Annotated in this window: 21 protein-coding genes and 1 tRNA gene; 9 read left to right on the forward strand and 13 right to left on the reverse strand. The window is 65.4% G+C overall.

Annotated elements, in window-relative coordinates; all coding sequences use genetic code 11:
- Nucleotides 1-90: 90 nt before the first annotated feature.
- From ccoP to F462_RS05475, 6 genes are all read right to left on the reverse strand, one after another.
- Nucleotides 91-1023 (reverse strand): cytochrome-c oxidase, cbb3-type subunit III, encoded by a 933-nt coding sequence (gene ccoP, locus F462_RS05450; RefSeq protein ID WP_038052214.1) that lies wholly within the window; start codon nt 1021-1023, stop codon nt 91-93.
- On the reverse strand, nt 1020-1238 hold the full coding sequence (locus F462_RS05455) for a cbb3-type cytochrome oxidase subunit 3 (protein ID WP_018142285.1): 219 nt from the start codon (nt 1236-1238) through the stop codon (nt 1020-1022). Before F462_RS05455 ends, ccoP begins: the two co-directional genes overlap by 4 nt.
- Before the next feature lie 18 nt (nt 1239-1256).
- Complete coding sequence (gene ccoO, locus F462_RS05460) at nt 1257-1991, reverse strand: cytochrome-c oxidase, cbb3-type subunit II (RefSeq protein ID WP_018142286.1); 735 nt, start codon at nt 1989-1991, stop codon at nt 1257-1259.
- 19 nt (nt 1992-2010) lie between these two features.
- On the reverse strand, nt 2011-3495 hold the full coding sequence (ccoN, locus tag F462_RS05465; RefSeq protein WP_018142287.1) for a cytochrome-c oxidase, cbb3-type subunit I: 1485 nt from the start codon (nt 3493-3495) through the stop codon (nt 2011-2013).
- Between the two features lie 204 nt (nt 3496-3699).
- Nucleotides 3700-4572 (reverse strand): malonyl-ACP O-methyltransferase BioC, encoded by an 873-nt coding sequence (gene bioC, locus F462_RS05470; protein WP_038052216.1) that lies wholly within the window; start codon nt 4570-4572, stop codon nt 3700-3702.
- Nucleotides 4569-5393 carry an alpha/beta fold hydrolase gene (locus F462_RS05475; RefSeq protein ID WP_038052218.1) on the reverse strand — a complete coding sequence of 275 codons (825 nt, stop codon included), beginning with the start codon at nt 5391-5393 and terminating at the stop codon, nt 4569-4571. The genes bioC and F462_RS05475 overlap by 4 nt, the downstream gene beginning before the upstream one ends.
- 44 nt (nt 5394-5437) lie before the next feature.
- Between F462_RS05475 and plsY the strand changes: the two genes are divergently transcribed.
- Nucleotides 5438-6055 (forward strand): glycerol-3-phosphate 1-O-acyltransferase PlsY, encoded by a 618-nt coding sequence (gene plsY / locus F462_RS05480; protein WP_018142290.1) that lies wholly within the window; start codon nt 5438-5440, stop codon nt 6053-6055.
- A gap of 12 nt (nt 6056-6067) precedes the next feature.
- Here plsY and tsaD read toward each other — a convergent pair whose 3' ends face one another.
- Both tsaD and F462_RS05490 read right to left on the reverse strand, forming a co-directional pair.
- Nucleotides 6068-7087 carry a tRNA (adenosine(37)-N6)-threonylcarbamoyltransferase complex transferase subunit TsaD gene (gene tsaD / locus F462_RS05485; protein WP_038052220.1) on the reverse strand — a complete coding sequence of 340 codons (1020 nt, stop codon included), beginning with the start codon at nt 7085-7087 and terminating at the stop codon, nt 6068-6070.
- Nucleotides 7088-7163: 76 nt separating this feature from the next.
- On the reverse strand, nt 7164-8363 hold the full coding sequence (locus F462_RS05490) for a class I SAM-dependent methyltransferase (protein ID WP_038052222.1): 1200 nt from the start codon (nt 8361-8363) through the stop codon (nt 7164-7166).
- Nucleotides 8364-8445: 82 nt separating this feature from the next.
- On the opposite strand from F462_RS05490, the gene F462_RS05495 reads away from it, so the two are divergent.
- From F462_RS05495 to F462_RS05505, 3 genes are all read left to right on the forward strand, one after another.
- Complete coding sequence (locus F462_RS05495; protein ID WP_038054831.1) at nt 8446-9168, forward strand: pteridine reductase; 723 nt, start codon at nt 8446-8448, stop codon at nt 9166-9168.
- 63 nt (nt 9169-9231) lie between these two features.
- Complete coding sequence (locus F462_RS05500; RefSeq protein WP_038052223.1) at nt 9232-9492, forward strand: ubiquinone biosynthesis accessory factor UbiK; 261 nt, start codon at nt 9232-9234, stop codon at nt 9490-9492.
- 60 nt (nt 9493-9552) lie between these two features.
- A complete protein-coding gene (locus F462_RS05505; protein ID WP_038052225.1) occupies nt 9553-11058 on the forward strand; it encodes a YifB family Mg chelatase-like AAA ATPase in 1506 nt (501 codons plus the stop codon).
- Between the two features lie 76 nt (nt 11059-11134).
- Here F462_RS05505 and F462_RS05510 read toward each other — a convergent pair whose 3' ends face one another.
- A complete protein-coding gene (locus F462_RS05510) occupies nt 11135-12016 on the reverse strand; it encodes a c-type cytochrome (protein ID WP_038052227.1) in 882 nt (293 codons plus the stop codon).
- Nucleotides 12017-12200: 184 nt separating this feature from the next.
- Between F462_RS05510 and F462_RS05515 the strand changes: the two genes are divergently transcribed.
- Both F462_RS05515 and F462_RS14010 read left to right on the forward strand, forming a co-directional pair.
- Nucleotides 12201-12277: transfer RNA gene (locus F462_RS05515), tRNA-Arg, on the forward strand.
- A gap of 222 nt (nt 12278-12499) precedes the next feature.
- On the forward strand, nt 12500-12634 hold the full coding sequence (locus tag F462_RS14010) for a hypothetical protein (RefSeq protein ID WP_018142297.1): 135 nt from the start codon (nt 12500-12502) through the stop codon (nt 12632-12634).
- A gap of 106 nt (nt 12635-12740) precedes the next feature.
- Here F462_RS14010 and F462_RS05520 read toward each other — a convergent pair whose 3' ends face one another.
- From F462_RS05520 to F462_RS05530, 3 genes are all read right to left on the reverse strand, one after another.
- Nucleotides 12741-13793, reverse strand: coding sequence for a dimethyl sulfoxide reductase anchor subunit family protein (locus F462_RS05520; RefSeq protein ID WP_038052229.1), 1053 nt, complete (start codon nt 13791-13793; stop codon nt 12741-12743).
- A gap of 26 nt (nt 13794-13819) precedes the next feature.
- The gene (locus F462_RS05525; RefSeq protein ID WP_018142299.1) at nt 13820-14515 is read right to left on the reverse strand and encodes a 4Fe-4S dicluster domain-containing protein; all 696 of its coding nucleotides are present in this window, start codon (nt 14513-14515) and stop codon (nt 13820-13822) included.
- A gap of 69 nt (nt 14516-14584) precedes the next feature.
- Nucleotides 14585-17500: a molybdopterin oxidoreductase family protein gene (locus F462_RS05530; protein WP_018874239.1), complete on the reverse strand. Its 2916-nt coding sequence runs from the start codon at nt 17498-17500 to the stop codon at nt 14585-14587.
- Between the two features lie 227 nt (nt 17501-17727).
- Between F462_RS05530 and moaA the strand changes: the two genes are divergently transcribed.
- The gene (gene moaA, locus F462_RS05535; protein ID WP_038054833.1) at nt 17728-18732 is read left to right on the forward strand and encodes a GTP 3',8-cyclase MoaA; all 1005 of its coding nucleotides are present in this window, start codon (nt 17728-17730) and stop codon (nt 18730-18732) included.
- Between the two features lie 246 nt (nt 18733-18978).
- Here moaA and F462_RS05540 read toward each other — a convergent pair whose 3' ends face one another.
- On the reverse strand, nt 18979-19467 hold the full coding sequence (locus F462_RS05540; protein ID WP_038052231.1) for a universal stress protein: 489 nt from the start codon (nt 19465-19467) through the stop codon (nt 18979-18981).
- Nucleotides 19468-19728: 261 nt separating this feature from the next.
- Here F462_RS05540 and F462_RS05545 point away from each other — a divergent pair, with 261 nt between their 5' ends.
- Together F462_RS05545 and F462_RS05550 are read left to right on the forward strand one after the other, a co-directional pair.
- Entirely contained in the window at nt 19729-21234 is a 1506-nt protein-coding gene (locus F462_RS05545) for a SulP family inorganic anion transporter (protein ID WP_038052234.1), read from the forward strand.
- Between the two features lie 203 nt (nt 21235-21437).
- Complete coding sequence (locus F462_RS05550) at nt 21438-22166, forward strand: rhomboid family intramembrane serine protease (RefSeq protein WP_038052237.1); 729 nt, start codon at nt 21438-21440, stop codon at nt 22164-22166.

The raw sequence follows: 22166 nt of genomic DNA on the forward strand, positions 1-22166 counted from the left end.
CCGGGCGTCAATCCTGCCCGTTGGACACCCCTTTCAAGTCTGCGGCAGGCCGCCGGCCCTGGCGCCAGCCGCCGGGTCTGAAGTCCCCGCTTACTGACCACCGCCCAACGAGTGGACATAGGCCGTCAACATCTTGATCTCCGCTTCCGACAGGCGATCGGCAAAGGCGGGCATCTCGCGCTGGACGCCATCACGGACGAAGTTGGCAACCAGGCGCTGACGCTCGCTGTCGCTCTCTGCGCCACGCACGTCAACCAGACCCCAGAGGTCATTGGTCAGGTTGGGCGCGCCCTGAGAACTCAGGCCCTGGGCGTCCATGCCGTGGCACTGGAAGCACCCGCCATCGGAGCCCGTGAAGATCCGTTCGCCGGCATCGGCATCATCCTGGTCGACGCTGTAGTCGTTCAGCGAGAGCACGTAGGCGGCGACCTGGTTCAGCTGATCGCTGTTCAGGGTGTCACGGTAACCCGGCATGTAACCCAGGCGGCCCTGGCGCAGGGTTTCTTCGATCTGGTCAACGGTCCCGCCCCACTTCCAATGGTCATTGCGCAGGTTCGGGTACTGCCCAACCACACCGGCGCCGCCCACCTGGTGACAAGCGGCACACCAGGTCCCGAAGGAACCCTGGGCGTAGGCGTTCACGAAACTCATGCTGTCGGCATCCGCCAGGATGGTTTCATAGTCCTGGCCGGCGACCTGCTCCAGCATCTCGCGCTGACGCACGGCATAGGTACCGGTCTGCATGTCCTTGGCCAACAGCGCACGCGTATTCCAGTGCATGGTGCGTTCTTCACCACCCTGTTCGAAGGTGATGGTGTTAAAGCCCTTGGTGAAGCTGTCACCAATCGGCCAGGCCGGGTAGATCAGCCAGTACACCAGCGCGAACACCACCGTGGCGTAGAAGCCCCACAGCCACCAGCGCGGGAGCGGGTTGTTGTATTCCTGAAGGTCCCCGTCCCAGACGTGCCCAGTGGTCTCGACCTGGTTCTTCTGGTCCTTATCGCGGTTGTCCTGTGTGCTCATTGCTCGTCACTCTCGGTTTTGTCACGCCGGGCCACGGGCTCCCGATGTGAATCATCGTCATCCAGAGGAATGTAGCGATACGTCTCGAACTTCTGGGCGCGGCGACGATTGGAAAACAGGAAGATCACTACACCGATGAAGGTGCTCATGAACAGCAACAGCGCGACGATCTTGCTGTTGCCCATGTCCGTAATCCATTCCCAAAGTCCCATCATTGTGGCGCCCGCTCCTCCTTACCGGAATTCGGCAAAGTGCCCGTCGTCGTATGCGCTGAAGTCGACCATGGTCCCGAGGACCTGGAGATAGGCGACGATCGCATCCATCTCCGTGATGGTGCCGGGGTTACCGTCGAAGTTTTCGGCCTGAGCCTGGCCAACCAGGTTGTCCTCGGCGTCGCGAATATCGAACATCCGGGCGTGTTCCGCACCGAACCGCTCGACGTTGGCCTCGTATTCCTCGTCGGTGAGCGAGTACGGCACACCAACCCGCTTCAGCGCGATCATCCGCGCTTCGATGTCGGAGTAGTTCAGCGGCGTCGTCGCCAGCCAGGGGTAACCCGGCATGATCGACTCCGGCACCAGCGACTGCGGGTCAATCAGATGTTGGACCTGCCATTCGTTGGAGTATTTGCCACCCACACGGGCCAGGTCCGGACCGGTGCGCTTGGAGCCCCACTGGAACGGATGGTCGTACTGCGATTCGGCCGCCAGCGAGTAGTGGCCATAGCGCAGCATCTCGTCACGGAACGGGCGCACCATCTGCGAATGGCAGGTGTAGCAACCTTCGCGGACGTAGATATCACGCCCACGCTGCTCCAGCGGGGTGTACGGGCGGACACCGTCCACTTCTTCGATCGTGTCGTCGATGTAGAACAGCGGCACGATCTCGACCAGGCCGCCGACGCTGATCACCGCAAGGGTGAGGATGATCAGCAGGCCGGCATTGGTTTCAACGCTTTCATGCTTCATGGATCTAGTCTCTCCCTAATCAGGCCGTGCGGGCTTCGGCGGACGCGGCCTGGGCCTCGCGGGCCTCGGCCTTGATGCCCGAGCGAACGGTCATCGCGATGTTGAACGCCATGATCAGCATGCCGGCGAGGAAGAACCCGCCACCGATGGCGCGCACCACGTACGGCTTGTGCAGGAACACCACCGACTCGGTGAAGGTGTAGGCAAGGTTCCCGTATTGGTCAAAGGCGCGCAGCATCAGGCCCTGGCCAATACCGGCCACCCACATCGCGGTGATGTACAGCACGATCCCGATGGTCGCCAGGAAGAAGTGCACGTACACCAGCTTCAAGCTGAAGAGGTTCACGTTCCAAAGCCGCGGGATCAGGTGGTACAGGGAGCCGAAGGTGATCATGGCCACCCAGCCCAGCGCACCCGAGTGCACATGGCCCACGGTCCAGTCGGTGTAGTGGGACAGCGCGTTGACGCTCTTCAGGGACATCATCGGACCTTCGAAGGTCGACATGCCGTAGAAGGCCAGCGCGGTGATCAGGAACAGCATGATCGGGTCGGTACGCAGCTTATCCCAAGCGCCCGACAGGGTCATGATGCCGTTGATCATACCACCCCAGGAGGGCAGCAGCAGCAGGATGGAGAAGGTCGCCGCCAAGGTGGACACCCAGTCCGGCAGGGCCGTCCAGTGCAGGTGGTGCGCACCCACCCACATGTACAGGAAGACCAGCGCCCAGAAGTGGATGATGGACAGCTTGTACGAGTAGATCGGACGTCCGGCCTGCTTCGGCACGAAGTAGTACATCATCCCCAGGAAGGCCGCGGTCAGGAAGAAGCCCACCGCATTATGGCCATACCACCACTGGGTCATCGCATCCTGCACCCCGGAGAAGATGGAGTAGGAGTGCGGATGGAACAGGCCCACCGGGACCTGGATGTTGTTGAAGATGTGCAGCAAAGCAGTGGCCAGGATGAAGGCCATGAAGAACCAGTTCGCGACATAGATGTGCGGCTGGTTACGGCGCAGCAGGGTCATCAGGAAGACCATGAAATAGGCCACCCAGACGACCAGGATGATGATGTCGATCTGCCAGTTGAACTCGGCGTACTCGCGGCCCTGGGTGATCCCCATCATGTAGGTGATCACGCCCAGGATCAGCGCCAGGTTCCACCCGTAGAAGGTGAAGCTCGCCATGGAGTCGCTCCACAGGCGCGTCTGGCAGGTTCGCTGAACGATGTAGTAAGAGGTGGCAAACAGCGCATTACCCCCGAACCCGAAGATCACGGCCGAGGTATGGACCGGGCGGAAACGCCCAAAGGTGATCTGCGCGATATCGAAGTTCAGGAACGGGAACGCCAGCTGCGAAGCGATCCAGACGCCCGCCGCCATGCCAAACACACCCCAGAGGATGGCGGCAATGGCGAACCGCTTGATGATCGCGTAGTTGTACTGCTCGGAAGTCGCGACTGACGCTGCGGGTGCGGCACCCGCCGTAGTGGCTGCTTGTGACATGACTTTTCCACCTTGCTGCGGGGAACACGGATGTCCCGATCGTTCGGGGGCGTGAACTCTACCCCATTCCGGGCCCACAAAAAACCAATACCGCCTATCTCACTCGGATATTAAGCGCGATCGGCGGAACTTTTGACCAGAGCAAGAATACATTCTTCATGCGCGTGCAGGCGAGGCCTGCGGGTCGGAAAGATTTGATCCAGATCAACGAACCGGCTGCACCGGGATCACGCGACCCGCGGGACGCGACGGCGGCGGTGCGTCCGGCACCCAGGCATGGCCATAGACCACCTCCCAAGTCGCCGGCAGGCGCCCGTCGACGCCGAACGCCTGCGCGTAGGCCTCGGCCACGGCGCGCAGACGACGAGGACCGAATAATCCGGGGGAACGCCCGGACAGCGCGTTGCGCACGCCAACGCCGCGCAAGTCGCGGATCAACCCGTTGAGATCCGGGTAGGTCAGGGTCAGCGCCTCCTGATCCATCACCGGGTCGGCAAAACCGGCCCGCACCAGGGCATCGCCGATGTCGTGCATATCCATGAACGCGTTTACATGCGTGCCCGTCCCGCCATCGACCGCCGCGAAGGCCGCGCGCAGCTCGCGCAGGGTGTCCGGACCAAAGGTGGTGAACATCCACAAGCCACCCGGGCGCAGGATACGCCGCGCCTCGGCGAAGGCCTGATCCAGACTCGCGCACCACTGCAGGGCCGAACTGGAGATCGCGAGATCGAACGAATGCTCCGCCAACGGTAATGCTTCGAGATCCCCACAGACGACCCGGGGCCGCCGCAGCCAGCGTCCGCGGCGGCGCGCCCGGGCCACCATCGTCGGGGCAAAATCCACTCCGGTCAGGCGCGCCCCGCGATAGCGGCGGCTCAGGTGGTCCAGGGCCTCGCCGGTACCACAACCGAGATCGACGATCTGCTCCGGCTCCATACGGATCCAGTCCAGCCGACCCAGCATGCGCTCCTGCACCTCCCGCTGCAGGACCGCATGCTCCTCGTAGGTCGCCGCCGCGCGGGCAAAACCCGCGCGCACCCGCGCCTTGTCGAGATTGAATCCTTCGGGTTGGCTCATGCCGGCTCCTTGGTGCCGCAATCGGACAAAAATTCGGAGATAAATCCGGCCAGTGGCTCCGGCCGCTGGAACCACTCGGCGTGGCCGCCCGGCCCGCGGCCGATCCGGGCATCCGGTCGCAGTTTCTGAAGGGACGCCTCGACGGCCACTGGCACCAGCGCGTCCCCGGCCTCCAGCCACGCCCCCACGGGCGCCTCCACATCCGCCCAGGCGGAGCGCAGATCGGACCGTTCCAGCAGGGTCAGCCCGGCCTCCAGCCCCTCGGGCGCCGCCGGGTTGGCCTGCAACTGGGCGGTCAGTGTGCGGGCGAGCGAGGCCGCATCCGGGCTGCCGCGGGCGCAGAGCATCGCCAGGCGGCGTTCAAGCCGGCGACGGTCACCCCCCAGCGCCGTCCGGAAATCCTCCAGCTCGGCCCACGGCAGGGCAGCCGGCCAATCGCCACCCCGCGCAAAGCGCGGCGTGGAACCAATCAGCAGTACGCCCTGCGGCCCCGCCCACTGACGGGCCGCCGCCAGCGCGACCAGCCCACCCAAGGACCAGCCGACCCAGACCGGGCACACCACCTCCGATGGCAGAGACCCGATCAGGGCCGCCGCCGAACGCTCGACATCGGCCAACGCCTCGCCATCACCGGCCGCACCATGCCCAGGGAGATCCGGGGCCAGCACACGCGTGGCAGCCGGAAGGGCTGCGCGTAAAGGTGCCCACGCCGCGCCGGAGAAACCCCAGCCATGCAACAGCACCAACGTCGGCGCGCCACCCGGCGAATGTCCCACGCCCATCTCAGCGCCCTGAACGGCGGCCACCAGCTTGCGTATCATATGCGGCCGAATCCTCTCGACCCGCGCAGGCAGGCTGACCGCTCATGGGCATTACAATCGGCATCATCATCGCGTACCTGTTGGGGTCGCTTTCCACGGCCATCCTGGTCAGCAACCTGCTGCGCCTGCCGGACCCGCGCACCACCGGTTCGAAGAACCCCGGCGCCACCAACGTGCTGCGCTCCGGGGGCAAAACGGCGGCCATCATCACGCTCATCGGGGATGTCGGCAAGGGCTGGCTACCCGTATTTGTGGCCCTGCAATTGGACCTGTTCCCCGGCTGGGCGATCGGACTGATCGGCCTGGCCGCCTTTCTGGGGCACGTGTTCCCGGTGTACTACCGCCTCCAGGGCGGCAAGGGCGTGGCCACGGCGCTGGGCGTCATCCTCGCCTTCAACCCGCTGGCCGGCGGCCTGGTCCTGCTGACCTGGTTGCTGGTCGCGGCCATCTGGCGCTATTCGTCACTGGCTGCGCTGGTCGCCGCGGGCATGGCACCGGTGTACACGGTGTTCTTGGGCATGGATCACTGGATCAGCGCCGCGGTCGCCCTGATGAGCGTGATCCTGTTCATCCGCCACGACAGCAACATCCGGCGTCTGATGCGCGGGGAGGAGTCCCGCATCGGCAAGAAGGACAAATCTGCGGCTTCGACCAACGACTGACGGCCGCGGCGGCTACGCGCCCGGCGCCGTCAGCTCTGCCAGCGGCCAGCGGGCCCGCGCCGCCACCACGGGAGCCGTCGTCTCTGCGACCGCCCCGGCCTGAAGTCGGCGCAGCCCCGCCAGCGCGATCATCGCGCCGTTGTCGGTGCAGAACTCCGGACGCGGGAAATACACCGGCACGCCCTGGCGCTGCGCCATCGCCTGCAGGCCGGCGCGCAACGTAGTGTTCGCGGCCACGCCACCCGCCACCACCAGCGCGGGGGCCCCGCTTTGTTCCAGCCCTCGGCGGGTCTTCTCCACCAAGGTGTCGGTGACCGCCTCCTCGAAGGCGCGGGCAACATCCTCCGCCCGGTAGACCTGCTTCTTCAGCGCGGTCAGCACCGCGGTTTTCAGCCCGGAGAAACTCATGTCCAGACCCGGACGATCCAGCATCGGGCGCGGCAGACGCAGGGCATCGGCGGCTCCCTGTTCCGCCAGGCGTGCCAGCGCGGGACCCCCCGGATAACCCAGCCCCAGTAGCTTGGCCGTCTTGTCGAAGGCCTCGCCGGCGGCATCGTCGATACTCTCGCCAATCAAGTCATAGTCGCCCAGCGCGCGGGCATGGATCAGCTGGGTGTGCCCACCGGAGACCTGTAGCACCAGGAACGGGAAGTCCAGGCCGGTATCTTCCAGAAAAGGTGCCAGCAAATGGCCCTCCAGGTGGTGCACCGCCAGCGCCGGGATATCCCAGCCCCAGGCAAGCGCACGCGCGACCGAGGCCCCAGTCAGCAGCGCGCCCAGCAACCCCGGGCCACCGGTGTAGGCCACTGCATCCAGGTCGTGACCGTCCACACCCGCCTCGTCCAGCACTGCGCGCACCAGCGGCAACAGACGGCGGATGTGGTCGCGCGAGGCGAGCTCCGGCACCACGCCCCCGTAGATCGCGTGCAGATCCGTCTGGCTGTATAGCCGGTGCGCGAGCAGACCCTGATCCGCGTCGATCAGCGCCACGCCCGTCTCGTCACAGGAGGTCTCGATACCCAGTACCTTCATGGCTGCAGCATGCCGCCGTTCCGAGCGGGAACCAAGCAGCCCTTGTGGTGCCATGTACTTGAAACCCGGGCGGCCCTCACAACCGCCCCCGTCGATCCGGAATCGCCGTCAACGGCAGGTGCGAGCAACCCCGACCCAGGGCCATCATCTGGAAGCGCTCGCCCATCTCCCCCGGCAGGGTCAGCATGCGCACGGCCTGGGCGGCCTGCATGGTCAGACGCGCGTCCTCCCCGCTGCCCACACGGGCCTCGAAGCGCTGCGGCAGTCCGGCACCCAGCAGGAACTCGCCCTGCCCGGCGTAGGCGAGCACGTCGAGAGCCGCGCCCGCCGCGGCCTCGGCCACGCCAGTGAAGTCCACGCTCGCTGTCAGATCCATCAGGCCGGGGTGCGCGAGCGGGTCCTGGATCATCTGCTGGCGGTAGTAGCCCACCAGAGTCCCCTGGTGGCGTTCGGGGGCGTAGTAGGCGGCACGCGGAAAACCGTAATCAACAATCACGGCCACCCCTTGCTTGAGACAATCGGCGAGCGCGCCGACCCACGCGCGTTGCGCAGGCCGCCACTCGGACAGATAGCCCTCGGGCCACGGGCCGTACTCGGCCTGCAAGTGCGCGACCGGCTCGGCCAGGGTCGGCGGAGCCGGTCGCTCGGCCAGGCCCAGATCCCCACCCACGCCGGTCGTCACCCCGACCTGCCAGACCTGCCCCTCGCGCCAGCGAAATAGCTCCACCGGCAGAGCGTCCAGCACCTCGTTGGCCAGCACCACGCCGCGCACCGGGGCATCGGGCAAGGCGTCCAGCCAGGCAACGCGGGCATACTCTTGCGGCGTGAGCGTGGCCTCCAGGTGCGCCTGCTGGCGGGCGCGCAGGTCCGGGCTCACCTCAATGATCCAGTAGCGCTCCCAGTCGACGCCCTGCTCACGCAACGTGGCAATAACATCACCCGCCAGCCGGCCACTCCCAGCCCCAAATTCGAGCATGGTTCCGTGCCCGCCAAGGTCGTCACGCAACACGGGGGCCAACCACGTGGCCAGGGTTTCCCCAAACAAGGGAGAGAGCTCCGGCGCCGTTACAAAGTCGCCGCCCTCGCCCAGCTTGTGCGCGCCGTTCACGTAATACCCCAGGCCTGGCGCATACAACGCGGCCTGCATGTAATCGAGAAACGGGAGGAACCCGTCGCCCGCCGCGATACTCTCTTTCAGGGAGGCCTGCAGGTGTTCGGCGATCGCGGCGGCGACCGGATCGTCGGGGGCGTTTGTGCTAGGTTTCGGCGGCATCATGGCGACGAATGGTACCAACCCGGGGGCAGACGTGACGCAGGCGCAGTCCGACAGCAGGGATACGGCCCCCGACGGAGCACCCGTGGTGCTGGTCACGGGGGCGGCCCGCCGCGTGGGCGCGACCATTGCGCGCGTGCTGCACGCGGCCGGGCTGCGGGTGCTGATCCATTATCGCGGGTCGCACTTGGATGCCGATGCCCTGGCTGGCGAACTCAACGGCGACCGACCCGACAGCGCCCGCACTCTGCAGGCCGACCTTCTGGACCTGGACGCCATCGAACGCCTGGCGCGCGACGCCGTGGACGCATGGGGCCGCCTCGACTTCCTGGTCAACAACGCCTCGACCTTTTATCCGACCGCCGTGGGCGCCATCACGCCACAGGCCTGGGATGACCTGATGGGGTCCAACCTGCGGGCCCCGACCTTCCTGATCCAGGCCTGCCACCAGGCGCTGCGGCACCAGCGCGGGGCCGTTGTGAACATCGTCGACATCCACGCCCTGCGCCCACTGAAGGGCTACCCGGTGTATTCCGCCGCCAAGGCTGGGCTATGGGCCCTGACCCAGGCCTACGCCCGCGAGTTGGGACCGGATGTGCGGGTCAACGGCGTCGCCCCCGGCGCGATCCTCGCGCCGGAAGATGCCACCAACGCCGGCACCCACGAGGCGATGATTGAACGCACCGCCCTCAAGCGCGAGGGGAGTCCGGAGGATATCGCCCGCACCGTGCGTTTCCTGCTGCTGGACGCGCCGTACATCACCGGCCAGATCATCCCGGTGGACGGTGGGCGCTCGGCTTCGCAGTAGCCGCGACCCCGGCCGGACGCGCTACACTGGTCCCATCAAGAATTTGCGCCAGGAGAGTGCCGCATGATCGATACCAAACGCTTCGACGACCTCGCCCGCCGCATCACCGAGAGCCTGCCAGAGTCGGTGCGTCACGTGCAGGAAGACGTGCAGCGCCAGGTCCGCTCGTCCCTGCAAAGCGGCTTCGAACGCATGGACCTGGTGACCCGCGAGGACTTCGATATCCAGGTCGCACTGCTCGAGCGCACCCGCGAACGCCTGGCCGAACTCGAGGCCCGGGTCGCTTTACTGGAAGCTCAAGCAAGCGACAAAAGCGAATCGTAACGTCCACCTGAATCCCCGCGCCGGGCACGGACCGCCCGGCCGCAGAACGGAGGGGCAAGGATGCCCATTGCCATCGCCTACGCCCGCGCGCTCGACGGAATCCACGCGCCGCTGGTCACCATCGAGACTCACCTGGCCAACGGGCTGCCCGCCTTCCAGATCGTCGGCCTGCCCGAGGCCGCGGTACGCGAAAGCCGCGACCGCGTGCGCGCCGCGATCCAGACCAGTGGCTTCGAGTTCCCCCGCCGACGCATCACCGTCAACCTGGCCCCCGCCGACCTGCCGAAGGATGGCGGACGCTTCGATCTCGGGATCGCACTTGGCATCCTCGCCGCCAGCCAGCAGGTCCCGCTGGAGAGCCTCGCCCAATACGAATTCCTGGGCGAGCTGGGGCTGGACGGCCAGCTGCGGCCGGTCGGCGGAACCCTGACTGCAGGGCTCGCGGCCGCCGATTCGGAACGCACCCTGATCGTCAGCCCGGAGGACGGAGCCGAAGCGGTGCTGGCGAGCCGCACGCGCGTGCTGACCGGCCACCATCTCACCGAGGTCTGCTCTCACCTTGCCGGTCGATCCGCCCTTCCGGCCGCGCGCACGCCTGACGCGACCCCGCCCGCGCATCCGGATCTCGCCGACGTCCGCGGCCAGCATCAGGCCCGCCGGGCACTGGAGATCGCAGCGGCCGGAGGGCATCACCTGCTGATGGTGGGACCGCCCGGGAGCGGCAAGTCCATGCTGGCCGCCCGCATCCCCGGCATCCTGCCCCCAATGGACGAGGGCGAGGCCCTGGAGACCGCCGCGATCCACAGCCTGCGCGGCAGTACCCATCTACGCGGGGACTGGCGGGCACGGCCGTTTCGCTCGCCCCACCACACGGCCTCGGGCGTGGCGCTGGTCGGAGGGGGCAGCACTCCACGTCCCGGCGAGATCTCGCTGGCCCATCAGGGCGTGCTGTTCCTGGACGAGCTAACGGAGTTTGACCGCTCGGTGCTGGACGTGCTGCGCGAGCCATTGGAGACGGGCGTCATCCACATCTCGCGCGCGGCGCGTCAGGCCGAATTTCCGGCGCGCTTCCAGCTCGTAGGGGCGATGAACCCCTGCCCACAGGGGTTCGACTGCGACCTAGCCGAACGCTGCGAATGCACACCGGAGCAGCGCACACGCCACCGCAAGCGCCTGTCGGCCCCGCTGCTGGACCGCATCGATCTCGCGATCGAGGTCCCCCGCATTCCGCCCGCGGAGCTGGCCGGCTCGAACGAACCCTGCGAAGGCTCGGCAAGTGTGGCGGCGCGCGTCGCCCGAGCGCGAGCGGTACAAAACGAGCGCCAGGGCCGACTCAACAGCACGCTGGACGGCACGGCGCTGGATCGTTACGTCCAGCTGCAGCCCACCGACCGACAACTGCTGGATACGGCAGCCGAACGATTCCGCCTATCCGCACGCGCCTACCACCGCATCCTGCGTGTCGCCCGCAGCATCGCCGACCTCAACAACGCCCCGTCGATCACAACATCCCACCTGACCGAGGCCCTTTGCTACCGAGCCCTGGACCATTGGCGCACGCAGTAGGCGCTCCAACAAAAAGAAAGCCCCGCGCGGGCTGAACCCGGGCGGGGCTTCGGTACTGCAGTGACACCGACGCCAATCAGTCTTCGAAGGTCGCCACGTAGACCGCCAGGTCCGCGATATCCTCATCCGAAAGGTTCGCGGCATTCGGCGCCATCAGGGCCGTCTGGTCACCCACTGTCTCGCCGGCACGGTAGCGCACCAGCTTATCGGCGATGTATTCCGCATCACGACCGGCCAGCGCCGGGAACACCGGGGTACCCTGGCCCTGGGCACCGTGGCAGGCGACACAGGTGTTGTAGCGAGACTGGCCACGCTCGACATCACCCTCGTCGACGACAATTGCGGAAACGGCTTCCGCTTCTTCCTCGGCGGCCGCTTCACCCGCTTCGGTGGTCTCGACCGGCTCGTCGCCCTCGGCGGCCGCCTCATCGCCGTTGCCGTTGCCATTTCCGTTGTCATCGGTGGCGGGCTCGTGATCATGTTCCACACCGGCCTCGTCCAGCATGAAGGCCACAACGTCCTGCACCTGTTCGTCGCTCAAGCTCGAATCACCACCACGGGCCGGCATCGCGCCAATCCCATTGATGGAGTTTTCGAACAGCCCCTCCAGACCCTTCTCGTTCAGGCGATTGCTCCACTCGTCCGTGTCATCCTTGAGCGGGGCGCCGGAGGCGCCGCTGTCATGGCAGGCCGCGCAGACGTTGGAGTAGATATCACCCGGGCTCAGATCGTCCGCTTCCTCGGCTGCATCCACCCGACCGGAAGTGACCTGACCGATCGGGGCGATGCGCTGAGCGATCCGCTCCTCGCTAACGGTCTCGGGCTGGGAGACCTGCAAACCGGCGAGCCAGCCGGCCAGGTGCGACACCAGGAAAAGGACCGTGGCCAACAGCGCCAGCGACGCGATAAACAGCAACACCTTGTTCCCGGTGTCCATCTTGATCGGTTGATTTGCCACTTCTCTCCCTCCGAGATTCCGGCCATTCGTGGCCTTGTGGTGTGCTTATCTGAAAGCGTGCGCGCAAGACGCGCAAATCGGGCGCAGAGTATAGGGCATCGAACAGAGCACGACCACAAACCTAGCGCGGCGGTCAAATATGGCTGGACGCACCGAAGTACGCGCCCGTATCATTGCAGATCTTGCGCCCGTAGCTCAGCTGGATAGAGTACTGCCCTCCGAAGGCAGGGGTCGCAGGTTCGAATCCTGCCGGGCGCGCCATTACGCAGAAAGGGACCCTCGTGGTCCCTTTCTGCGTAATGGGGTAGCGAAGGGTCCGATTCGAACTCCCATGTCCGCACCATTCGCCACGCGCGATCGTAGCGCGCCCAGCCGCAAACTCGCCTCCCGAAAACACCGCGGTGTTGATCCAGATCAATCGATGGTTTGTATCCCGAGGCTAGCGTCGAAGGTGACAGACAGGCAAACGAAGGAGGATCTGTCATGCTCACCGAAATCATGTTTCAGTCGCCGATTGGCATCCTGACGATCATCACCCTGCTGGGGATTGTCGCGTTCTTCGCCTACGTGGGGTATTTCATCGTTCACGGCATGCACGAAGACGACAAGTCCCATTAACGCAAGGCGTCAGGGCAACGGGGGCCTCTCGACCCGGACTTGGTGCTGACCCAAAAGCAAGAAGCCCCGGGCAGCTGCCCGGGGCTTCTTGATCTTTCAGGGTCGGTCAGGAGCCCGAACCCCCGGGCGTGTCGCCCAGGCGCCAGCCGGGCCCTTTCTCGCCGGCACCGGCGGTTTCCGGAACTTCCGGTCCGTCGCTGGCGGGCTGGGTCAGCGGGCTGGTGCAGTTCGGGGCACCGTGATACAGGCGCACGACATGCTTGGCCTCGGCAAAGAACAGCCAGCGTTCCATGCCAATCCCGATCAGGCTCGAGATCGCGGCCAGCCAGGCGACGGCCTCCGGGGCACCGGACAGGATCGACGCGAAGACCAGTACCGGGGCGATGAAGCCAAGCAGGAAGACCCCCATCTTGATGTTGTCGATGGTGTCCTTGCGCGGGTCATAGCCGAACTCGTCAGTCAGGAAGGTGCCGGCGGTGTGGCCGGTATCCAGCAGACGCACGGTTGCACGGTTGAAGGTGGTCGCGGTGTTGATGGTCGGGCCGTTCACGCGCGAGATCCAGAAGTAGTAGATCCCCTTCAGCAGGGCCGCGGCGACCAGCGCCACCATGGCAACGCCGGCGTGCATGGGGGTGGCGTTGCCGAACACGCTGGCGATGGCGGCAAACAGCGTGGTACCGGTGGCGATGCCAAGCATGATGTAGTTGGCCGGCGTCAACGCAGTGTTCCACTGACGGATCGTCTTCAGACAGCCATAGATCATGCCGGTGGAGAACAGGGTGATCACGGCCAGCAGTGCAGCCAGGACGCCTGCGACGGCCGCCAGCGGACCGACAGCCGGCCCTTGCAACAGCACGCCCAGGGCGTAGATCCCGGCAAAGGGGTAGAACAGCACCGCGAACACCGCCTCGCGGGACAGCCAGGAGGTCTTGAAGCGCATGAACGAACGCCAGGCGTTCTTCTTGTTCGCCAGGTGCCCGGTGGAAAGCAGCAGGCCAAGCGTGATCATGCCCATGGCAACGCCACCGTGCACGAGCAGTTCACCGTGGCTCATCGCCGGGCCGACACCCGCCAGGTGGAAGGCCGCCAGCAGGATGAACAGGCCGTAGCCCGCACCCGAGATGACGGTAAACAGAATAACGGAAAATGCTGGATGCATAACGAATTCTCCCGATCGGGCCGCGCTTAGCGCGCGACCATCTTGTTGACCCAGTCCTTCACCGAGGTGACCAACCGATTGGCTCGCACATCGTCGGTGGGAATGGGTCGGGTGATACGCGGCGGCAGATACGTGTTGACCGGCTTGTAGCCCAGCTCCGGCATCTGCTTGACCCCCCCCCGTTCGCGCACCAGACGGCTGACCTCGGAGTTGGCGTCATCGAAGTCCCCGAAGAAGCGCGCATGCGCCGGGCAGGTGATCACGCAGGCGGGCTGACGCTCTTCCGGCGGCAGCTGCTGGTCGTAGATGCGGTCCACACAGAGCGTGCACTTCTTCATCACGCCGTCTTCGCGGTCCAGCTCGCGCGCACCGTAGGGGCAGGCCCAGGCGCAGTAGTTGCAACCCATGCACTTGTCCTGGTCGACCAGCACGATGCCGTCTTCCGGACGCTTGTAGGAGGCACCCGTCGGGCAGACATTCACGCAGTCGGCATGCTGGCAGTGCATGCAGGACATCGGGATGTTCACGGTCTTGTTGTTGGGGTAGTCACCCACCTCGTAGTGGCGGATGCGGTTGAACCACACCCCCGACGGGTCCTCGCCATAAGGGCGATAGTCGGTCAGCGCGCCGGTGGTGCCACTGGTGTTCCACTGCTTACAGGCCACCGCGCAGGCGTGACAGCCAACGCAGGTATCCATGTCGATTACGAGTCCAAGTCGCATATCAGGTACTCCTCAAATTTCTCTAGGGCCGCTGGCTACAGCCGGCGGCAGGTCCCTTGTCCGGCGTGGCTACTTTTCTTCGTCCAGCGAGCCGCGGGTCAGGACATCGCGAATGGAACGATTCAGGTGCACCGGCTTGTGCGTGGAATAACGCAACTGGTCCGGGGCCTCGGTCATGCCCGGGGCCGGCTTGATCGTCTCGAACTCGGGCAAGGAACCCTGTTCGTCCGGTTCCGGCGCATCGGCCGGGGTGATCTTGACCTTCAGGTCGTACCACGCGGCCTGCCCGGTTACCGGATCAGAGTTGGTGATCGCATCGATCGCGTCGCCCTTCTTCGGCAGCAACTCGCTGATCAGATGGTTCATCAGGAAGCCCTTGTTGGACTCGTTCGCGTCCGGCTTCAGGCCCCAGGCGCCCTTCTGCTTACCAATCGCGTTCCAGGTCCAGACGGTGCCGGGTTCGCAACCTTCCATCAGTTTCACCTGCACGCGGATCTTGCCGTTGTGCGATTCCATCCACACCCAGGACATGTCCTCGATGCCCATGGATTCCGCCCTGCCGCGGTTCATGTACAGGTAGTTCTGGGCGCAGATCTGGCGCAGCCAGGCGTTCTGCGAGTCCCAGGAGTGGTACATGAACATCGGACGCTGGTTGACCGCGTAGAACGGGTACTCATCCTCGTCGATACGCGTCTGCTCCAGCGGCTTGTGCCAGATCGGTAGCGGATCGAAGAACTGGGTCAGGCGATCCTTGTGCTCCTGCTTGGTCGGCTGCGGGCCGTCATACAGGCCCTGGCCGGCCAGCTTGAAGCGCTGCTGGGTCTCGGAGTAGAGCTCGATGGTGATGGGATCGGTCTTGCCCACCCAGCCGGCGTGCTTGGCCAGCTCCAGGTAGTCCTTGTTCGCATAGCGATAGAACTGCTGGTTCGGCGCCAGGTGGTACATGAAGAACCCCTGGTTCTCGATGTACGCCTCCCACTGCTTCGGGTTCGGCTCGCCGCGCAGGTGGGTCTGGCCATCCTTGCCGCGATAACCGGAGAGGAAGCCGATGCCCGGCTCCTTCTCGTAGTTGACGATGAAGTCCTTGTAATCCGAGAACTTGCGGCTGCCGTCGTCCTTGGTGAACGCCGGGAACTTCAGGCGACCCGCCAGCTCGACCATGACTTCCTGCCACGGGCGCACATCGCGGTCGACCTCAAGGATCGGGTGGCGGATGGAGTCCGCCGCCGCGGCCGGCTCGGAGATCGGGCGGTCCAGCATGGAGATGGTGTCGTAGCGCTCCAGATAGGTGGTATCCGGCAGCACCAGATCGGCGAAGTTGACCGTCTCCGAATGGAACGCGTCGGCGACCACCAGGAACGGGATCTTGTACTCGCCGTTCTCGTCCTTCGCTCGCAGCATGTCCATCACTTCGGCGGTGTTCATGGAGGAGTTCCACGACATGTTCGCCATAAAGAAGATGAGCGTGTCGATCGGGTAAGGGTCACCGTTGACCGCATTGGTCACGACCATATGCATCAGGCCGTGGTTCGAGATCGGCGCATCCCAGGAGAAGGCCTTGTCGATGCGCAGCGGGTTGCCGTCATCATCAATGACCAGGTCCTCCGGCGCAGTCGGGAAACCAAGCGGCGGGCTCTTCAGCGGGGTGTTCGGCGCGCACTCCTTGGCCGGCTTGATGCCCGGCGGGACGTGCTTCGGATACGGCGGCTTGGCCAGGTGGCCGCCGGGGCAGTCGACCGAGCCCAGCATGATCTGCAGCAGGTGAATCGCGCGGCAGGTCTGGAAGCCATTGGAGTGCGCGGAGATGCCGCGCATCGCGTGCATGGACACCGGGCGCCCGAACACCTTGTCGTGCTTGCGGCCCCAGGAGTCGGTCCACTCGATGTCGAGTTCGATGGTTTCCTTGAAGGCGACGTGCGCCATCTCCAGCGCCAGGCGCTCGGTCTGGTCGGCCGGCACACCGGTAACCTTGGCGGTGTTCTCCGGGGAGTACTCGTCGCTCAGGTAGCGCTCGGCCAGGACGGTCATCACGGTCTTGACCGGACGGCCGTCGGGGGCGGTGTACTCACCGAACAGGGCCGGCTTGATATCCACCTGGGTGCCGTCGACAAACGCCTCCTGTTCCAGCTCCCAGACCAGCGGATTGCCGTTCTCGCCACGCAGGATCAGGCCGTCGCCCTTCTGCCCCGGGGTCTGCACCACCAGCTGGGTGGCGTTGGTGTAGCGCACCAGGAAGTCCCAGTCGAACTGGTCGTTCTTCAAGAGCACGTGCAGCATCGACAGCGCGAACAGACCGTCGGTACCGGGCTTGATGCCCACCCACTCGTCGGCGATCGCCTGGTAACCGGTGCGCACCGGGTTGATGGCGACGAACTTGCCGCCGCTGCGCTTGAGCTTTTCCAGCCCGATCTTGATCGGGTTGGAGGCATGGTCTTCGGCCACGCCCCAGAGCATGTGGTACTTGGTGCGGTCCCAGTCCGGATCGCCGAATTCCCAGAAGGCAAAGCCCGTGGTGTACAGGCCACCAGTGGCCATGTTCACCGAGCAGAAGCCGCCGTGGGCCGCCCAGTTGTAGGTGCCGAACTGGGTCGCCCACAGGCCGGTCAGGGCCTGCATCTGGTCGCGGCCGGTAAAGAACGCCAGCTTGCGCGGGTCGGTCTCGCGGATCTTCTGCAGACGCGTGGACAGCATGTCCAGGGCCTCGTCCCAGGAGATCGGCTCGAACTCGCCGGCACCGCGCTCGGTGCCCGGCTTGCGGCGCATCGGCTGACGCAGGCGCGCCGGGGACTGCTGCTTCATGATCCCGGCGTTGCCCTTGGCACAGAGCACGCCCTTGTTGATCGGGTGATGCCGGTTCCCCTGGATATAGCGGACCTTGTTGTCCTCCACGGTAACCTTGATGCCGCAACGGCAGGCACACATGTAGCAGGTCGTGTACTTGATCTCCTGCTGACTGTGGTTCTCAAATTCGGGCAAGGCACTCATTCAGGCGACCCCATAGATCATTGTTTGCTTATTCACGGGATAGTCTGGCCATAAACGGGCCTTTTGAACAACGAAAAGTTCTTATCCATAAATAAGTGAGATTAATCTGCAATAGACCAAGTTTATTGTAGCAATGAATCTGGGGCCTTGTTGTGGCGTTCCCGGAAAAATGGTTTACGATGTGTCTCATGAAACATATCGCCCCGATCAGCAGGACGGATGCCGCCATGGAACAACCCCTCAAGGAAGAGAACGCCTTGGTCGACGCCTTCGGCCGCCGCATCGAATATGTCCGTCTCTCGGTTACCGACCGCTGCGACCTGCGCTGCTTCTACTGCATGCCCAAGGGCTTTCGTGACTTCGAGGAGCCGGAGCACTGGCTGAGCTTCGAGGAGATCGAGCGCGTGATGGGGGCCTTCGGGCGCCTCGGCACCCGCCGCGTGCGCCTGACCGGCGGCGAGCCGCTGGTACGGAAGAATCTCCCGGACCTGGCCGCACGCCTGAACGCCCTGCCCGGCATCGACGACATCTCGCTGTCCACCAACGCCACGCGCATGGCGCGCCATGCCCAGGAACTGAAGGATGCTGGCGTGGCGCGCATCAACGTCAGTCTCGACTCGCTCAAGCCGGAAGTCTTCAAGGAGATCACCGGCGGCAAGCTGGAGAAGGTCCTGGACGGGCTAATGGCCTCCAAGGCCGCCGGCCTGAACCCGATCAAGATCAACATGGTGGTAATGGGCGGGATCAACGAGCCAGAAGTCGAAGACATGGTCGAGTTCTGCATCGAGCATGGCTTCACCCTGCGCTTCATCGAGACCATGCCGATGGGCGACACCGGCCGCCAGGCGAAAGAAGGCCACTACGTAAACCTGCAAGACGTACGCGCCCGGCTGGAGCCGCGCTACAACCTGGTCCCCGGCGTGATGCCGGGCGGCGGCCCGGCGCGCTACATGCAGATCCCGGATAGCGACGTACGCATCGGCTTCATCACGCCGATCTCGCAGCACTTCTGCGACACCTGCAACCGCGTGCGCTTGTCCGTCGACGGCACCATCTACACCTGCCTCGGCAACGAGCACAGCCTGAACCTGCGCCCCTACCTGCGCGAAGGCTGTACCGACTCGGAACTGAAAGACCTGGTGGTGCAAGCCATCAACCTGAAGCCGGAGCGCCACGAGTTCTCCGAACGCCCGGAAAAGGTCCTGCGCTTCATGTCCATGACCGGCGGTTGACGACTCCCGAGCTGCTCACCCACCGGGCCCGTCATCGCGAGGCGCTCAGCGCCGTGGCGATCTTCCAGCCCCTGTTCCGCTATTCGTAGGAGCTCAGCCCCTGAGCGATGGGGCTTGATCAGCACCCCATCGCTCAGGGGCTGACCGGCTGCACATCCGAGACCCCACCCCCGCGAGAGCATTCCGCAGGAACAAGAAAGGCCCGCTGGAAAGCGGGCCTTCTGCGTGTCGGGATTGCGGGTTGGCTCAGTCGACCGCGCCCTCCGGCGGCAGCTTCTCCTTCATCGAGTCGGACAGCGGCACGTCGTGCACCACCAGCACCGGGAGACGGGCATGGCGCACCAGCCACTCGGTGGCGGAGCCGGTCAGCATGTTGGAGATCTGGCTGCGCCCGCGCGTACCCATCACGATCATGTCCGCGCCCCATTCCTCGGCATGGCGGGAGATCTCCTCCGCGGCGCTGCCGAACACAATCGCCACTTCGTCACCCTCCTCGGCCCATTGCTGCAGCTGCGCACGCACCTGCTCCTCCGCCGAGTCGCGCATCGCCTTCGCATTCAGGGGCGAGCTCCCGGCACCACTGAACGCACCCGCCGCGCTGGATTTGGCCACCTCGGCGGGCTTCATCACGTACAGCAGCCGCTTCGTCGCCCCCGGGCAATGCTGCCGGGCCACGGCCAGGGCCGCGGCCGAGGCGGGCGAGAAGTCGACGGCGATGATGACACGCTGCAGCATGGAGATCCTCGGGCTAATTATGGGAAGTAAGGGCGCCAGCGAAACCCTGCACGGGGCCGCGAGGTTCAGCACCGTGGTGCGAGGTGCTAGACTCCGCCCCCTTTTTGGCGGTTTCAGTCTGTACTGGCACCAGACCGCTTGCAACCGCGCCCGCCAGGGGTGTCACACGGGCGAGTCTCCCCCGGCACCCGTTCGCTCACCCGTCGTCAGTCCGGCCCCCCGGTCGATAGAGCGGCGCGCATCCGTATTGGGGATTCCCACGTGCAGCAGACCCTGAACGACTTCCTGCAACGCCAGCGCAAGATCTGGTTGTTCAATGTGCGTGCCGATCTGATCGCCGGGATCGTGGTCGCGCTGGCCCTGATTCCGGAGGCGATCGCGTTCTCCATCATCGCCGGGGTGGACCCGAGCGTGGGGCTGTATGCCTCGTTCACCATGGCGGTGGTGATCGCCTTCGCCGGCGGACGCCCCGGCATGATCTCGGCCGCGACCGGGGCCATGGCGCTGCTGATGGTGACACTCATCGCCGAGCACGGGCTGCAGTACCTGCTGGCCGCGACCATCCTGACCGGGATCATCCAGATCCTGTTCGCGTGGGCCAAGCTCGCGCGCTACATGATGTTCATACCGCGCACGGTGCTCGTCGGCTTCGTGAATGCGCTGGCGATCCTGATCTTCCTGTCGCAGGTGCCCTACCTGGTGGACGGTGACACCACCATGTGGGCGCTGGTCACCGCCGGGCTGATCATCCTCTACGGCCTGCCGATGATCCCGGGCTACCCGAAGCTGCTGCCGCCGCCGCTGGTCGCGATCGTCGTGCTCAGCGTCGTGGTCTACTTCATGGGCCTGCCGACCCTCGAGGTCGGCGATATGGGCGAGCTGCCGGACGGCCTGCCGGTGTTCCTGTTCCCGGACATCCCGCTGAACTGGGAGACCCTGCAGATCATCTTCCCGACCGCCTTCGCCCTGGCGATCGTCGGCCTGCTGGAGTCACTGCTGACCGCCTCCATCCTCGACGACCTGACCGACACGCCGTCGGGCAAGAACCGCGAGGCCCAGGGCCAGGGCATCGCCAACATCGTCACCGGCTGTTTCGGTGGCATGGCGGGCTGCGCGATGATTGGCCAGTCGGTGATCAACATCAAGTCCGGGGGGCTCGGGCGCCTGTCCACGCTGTCGGCGGGGATCTTCCTGCTGATCTTCATCGTGTTCCTCGGCGACCTGGTCTCGATCATCCCAATGGCCGCGCTGGTCGCGGTGATGATCATGGTCTCCATCGCCACCTTCGACTGGGGCTCGCTGACCACCCTGCACAAGCTGCCGCGCACCGACGCCACCGTGCTGATCGTGACCGTCGGCACCACCGTGATCACCCACGACCTGTCGCTGGGCGTGTTCGCCGGCGTGCTGCTCTCCGCGATCTTCTTCGCGCGCAAGATGGTCAAGGCGGTCGAGGTCACCAGCGCCTTGTCCGAGGACGGTCGGACGCGCATCTACACCGTGCGCGGCCAGCTGTTCTTCGTCGCCGTGGACAAGTTCATCGACAGCTTCGACTACCGCGAGGGCATCCATCACATCGAGATCGATCTGACGCGCGCCTCGCTGTGGGACAGCTCGGCGGTAGCCGCCATCGACAAGGTCGTCGGCAAGTTCCGCCGCAATGGTATGGAGGTCGCGGTGAAGGCCCCGCGCGGAGAGAGCGGCGAACTGCACGACAAGCTGGCTGTGCACGACAAGGGCGCCGACCTGGGGCCGGGCGGGCACTAGCGCCGCCGTTCGCCTTCGAGGCCGTCATTGCGAGGAGCCGAAGGCGACGCGGCAACCTCCGAAAGCTGGAACCGACTCGGGATTCGATGGCTCCGGATGGAGGTTGCCGCGTCGCCTTCGGCTCCTCGCAATGACGGTGCTGGTACCAGCGCCTGGGGACTGGAGAGATTGGACCGCGCGCCGGGGCGTGGCAGGCTAGGCGCATGATGAACCTTCGCCGGCCGGCGCCCCCGACCGATCCCAGGGCCGAACGCGAGCGCATTCGACGCGCCCTGACGTGGCCCATGCTCGGGGCAGGCATCCTGATCGCGATCCATGCCCTGCAGGAGCTGACCGGCGGGGACTGGGCTCGCTTGGGCATTCTGCCGCGCGACGCGGTAGGCGCGCTGGGCATCATCACCTCTCCGCTGATCCACGGCTCCTGGGGACATCTGCTGGCCAACGTACCCACCCTCTGGGTGCTCGGCATGCTCACCCTCTATGGATTCCCTCACGCCACGCGGGTGGCGGTCCCGTTGATCTGGCTGATGGGTGGCCTCGGCGTCTGGCTCTTCGCCCGCGAAGGCCTGCACATCGGGGCCTCGGGCCTGACGCACGGCCTGATGTTCTTTGCCGTAGTCATTGGCATTCGTCGGCGCGACGCGCTGTCCATCGCGCTCGCCATCATCATCCTGTTCCTCTACGGCAGCATGATCTGGGGCGTATTCCCCAGCGCGCCCCGGGTCTCGTTCGAGGCGCACCTGTTCGGCGCCGTGGTCGGTGCGATCTGCGGCTGGTTCTTGTACCGGCGCGACCCGCTACCGCCCGCGCGACGGCCCTCCTGGGAGGAGGACGACGGGACCGATCCGGAGACCCTGCGCAAGATCGAGCAGGGCCGGCTCGACGAGATCGAGCCGAAAGAACCGCCGGAGGGGCCCGGACGTCGCGACTAG

The sequence above is a fragment of the Thioalkalivibrio sp. ALJ1 genome, assembly GCF_000745395.1.
Classification (GTDB): Bacteria; Pseudomonadota; Gammaproteobacteria; order Ectothiorhodospirales; family Ectothiorhodospiraceae; genus Thioalkalivibrio.

Excerpts from the sequence above, each read along its gene's own strand:
- moaA (WP_038054833.1), top strand. The coding sequence starts at position 17,728 with ATGGAACAACCCCTCAAGGAAGAGAACGCCTTGGTCGACGCCTTCGGC.
- F462_RS05475 (WP_038052218.1), bottom strand. The coding sequence starts at position 5,393 with ATGATACGCAAGCTGGTGGCCGCCGTTCAGGGCGCTGAGATGGGCGTG.
- tsaD (WP_038052220.1), bottom strand. The coding sequence starts at position 7,087 with ATGAAGGTACTGGGTATCGAGACCTCCTGTGACGAGACGGGCGTGGCG.
- F462_RS05455 (WP_018142285.1), bottom strand. The coding sequence starts at position 1,238 with ATGATGGGACTTTGGGAATGGATTACGGACATGGGCAACAGCAAGATC.
- F462_RS05500 (WP_038052223.1), top strand. The coding sequence starts at position 9,232 with ATGATCGATACCAAACGCTTCGACGACCTCGCCCGCCGCATCACCGAG.
- F462_RS14010 (WP_018142297.1), top strand. The coding sequence starts at position 12,500 with ATGCTCACCGAAATCATGTTTCAGTCGCCGATTGGCATCCTGACGATC.
- bioC (WP_038052216.1), bottom strand. The coding sequence starts at position 4,572 with ATGAGCCAACCCGAAGGATTCAATCTCGACAAGGCGCGGGTGCGCGCG.
- ccoN (WP_018142287.1), bottom strand. The coding sequence starts at position 3,495 with ATGTCACAAGCAGCCACTACGGCGGGTGCCGCACCCGCAGCGTCAGTC.
- ccoP (WP_038052214.1), bottom strand. The coding sequence starts at position 1,023 with ATGAGCACACAGGACAACCGCGATAAGGACCAGAAGAACCAGGTCGAG.
- F462_RS05540 (WP_038052231.1), bottom strand. The coding sequence starts at position 19,467 with ATGCTGCAGCGTGTCATCATCGCCGTCGACTTCTCGCCCGCCTCGGCC.
- F462_RS05490 (WP_038052222.1), bottom strand. The coding sequence starts at position 8,363 with ATGATGCCGCCGAAACCTAGCACAAACGCCCCCGACGATCCGGTCGCC.
- F462_RS05505 (WP_038052225.1), top strand. The coding sequence starts at position 9,553 with ATGCCCATTGCCATCGCCTACGCCCGCGCGCTCGACGGAATCCACGCG.
- ccoO (WP_018142286.1), bottom strand. The coding sequence starts at position 1,991 with ATGAAGCATGAAAGCGTTGAAACCAATGCCGGCCTGCTGATCATCCTC.
- F462_RS05530 (WP_018874239.1), bottom strand. The coding sequence starts at position 17,500 with ATGAGTGCCTTGCCCGAATTTGAGAACCACAGTCAGCAGGAGATCAAG.
- F462_RS05525 (WP_018142299.1), bottom strand. The coding sequence starts at position 14,515 with ATGCGACTTGGACTCGTAATCGACATGGATACCTGCGTTGGCTGTCAC.
- F462_RS05520 (WP_038052229.1), bottom strand. The coding sequence starts at position 13,793 with ATGCATCCAGCATTTTCCGTTATTCTGTTTACCGTCATCTCGGGTGCG.
- plsY (WP_018142290.1), top strand. The coding sequence starts at position 5,438 with ATGGGCATTACAATCGGCATCATCATCGCGTACCTGTTGGGGTCGCTT.
- F462_RS05550 (WP_038052237.1), top strand. The coding sequence starts at position 21,438 with ATGATGAACCTTCGCCGGCCGGCGCCCCCGACCGATCCCAGGGCCGAA.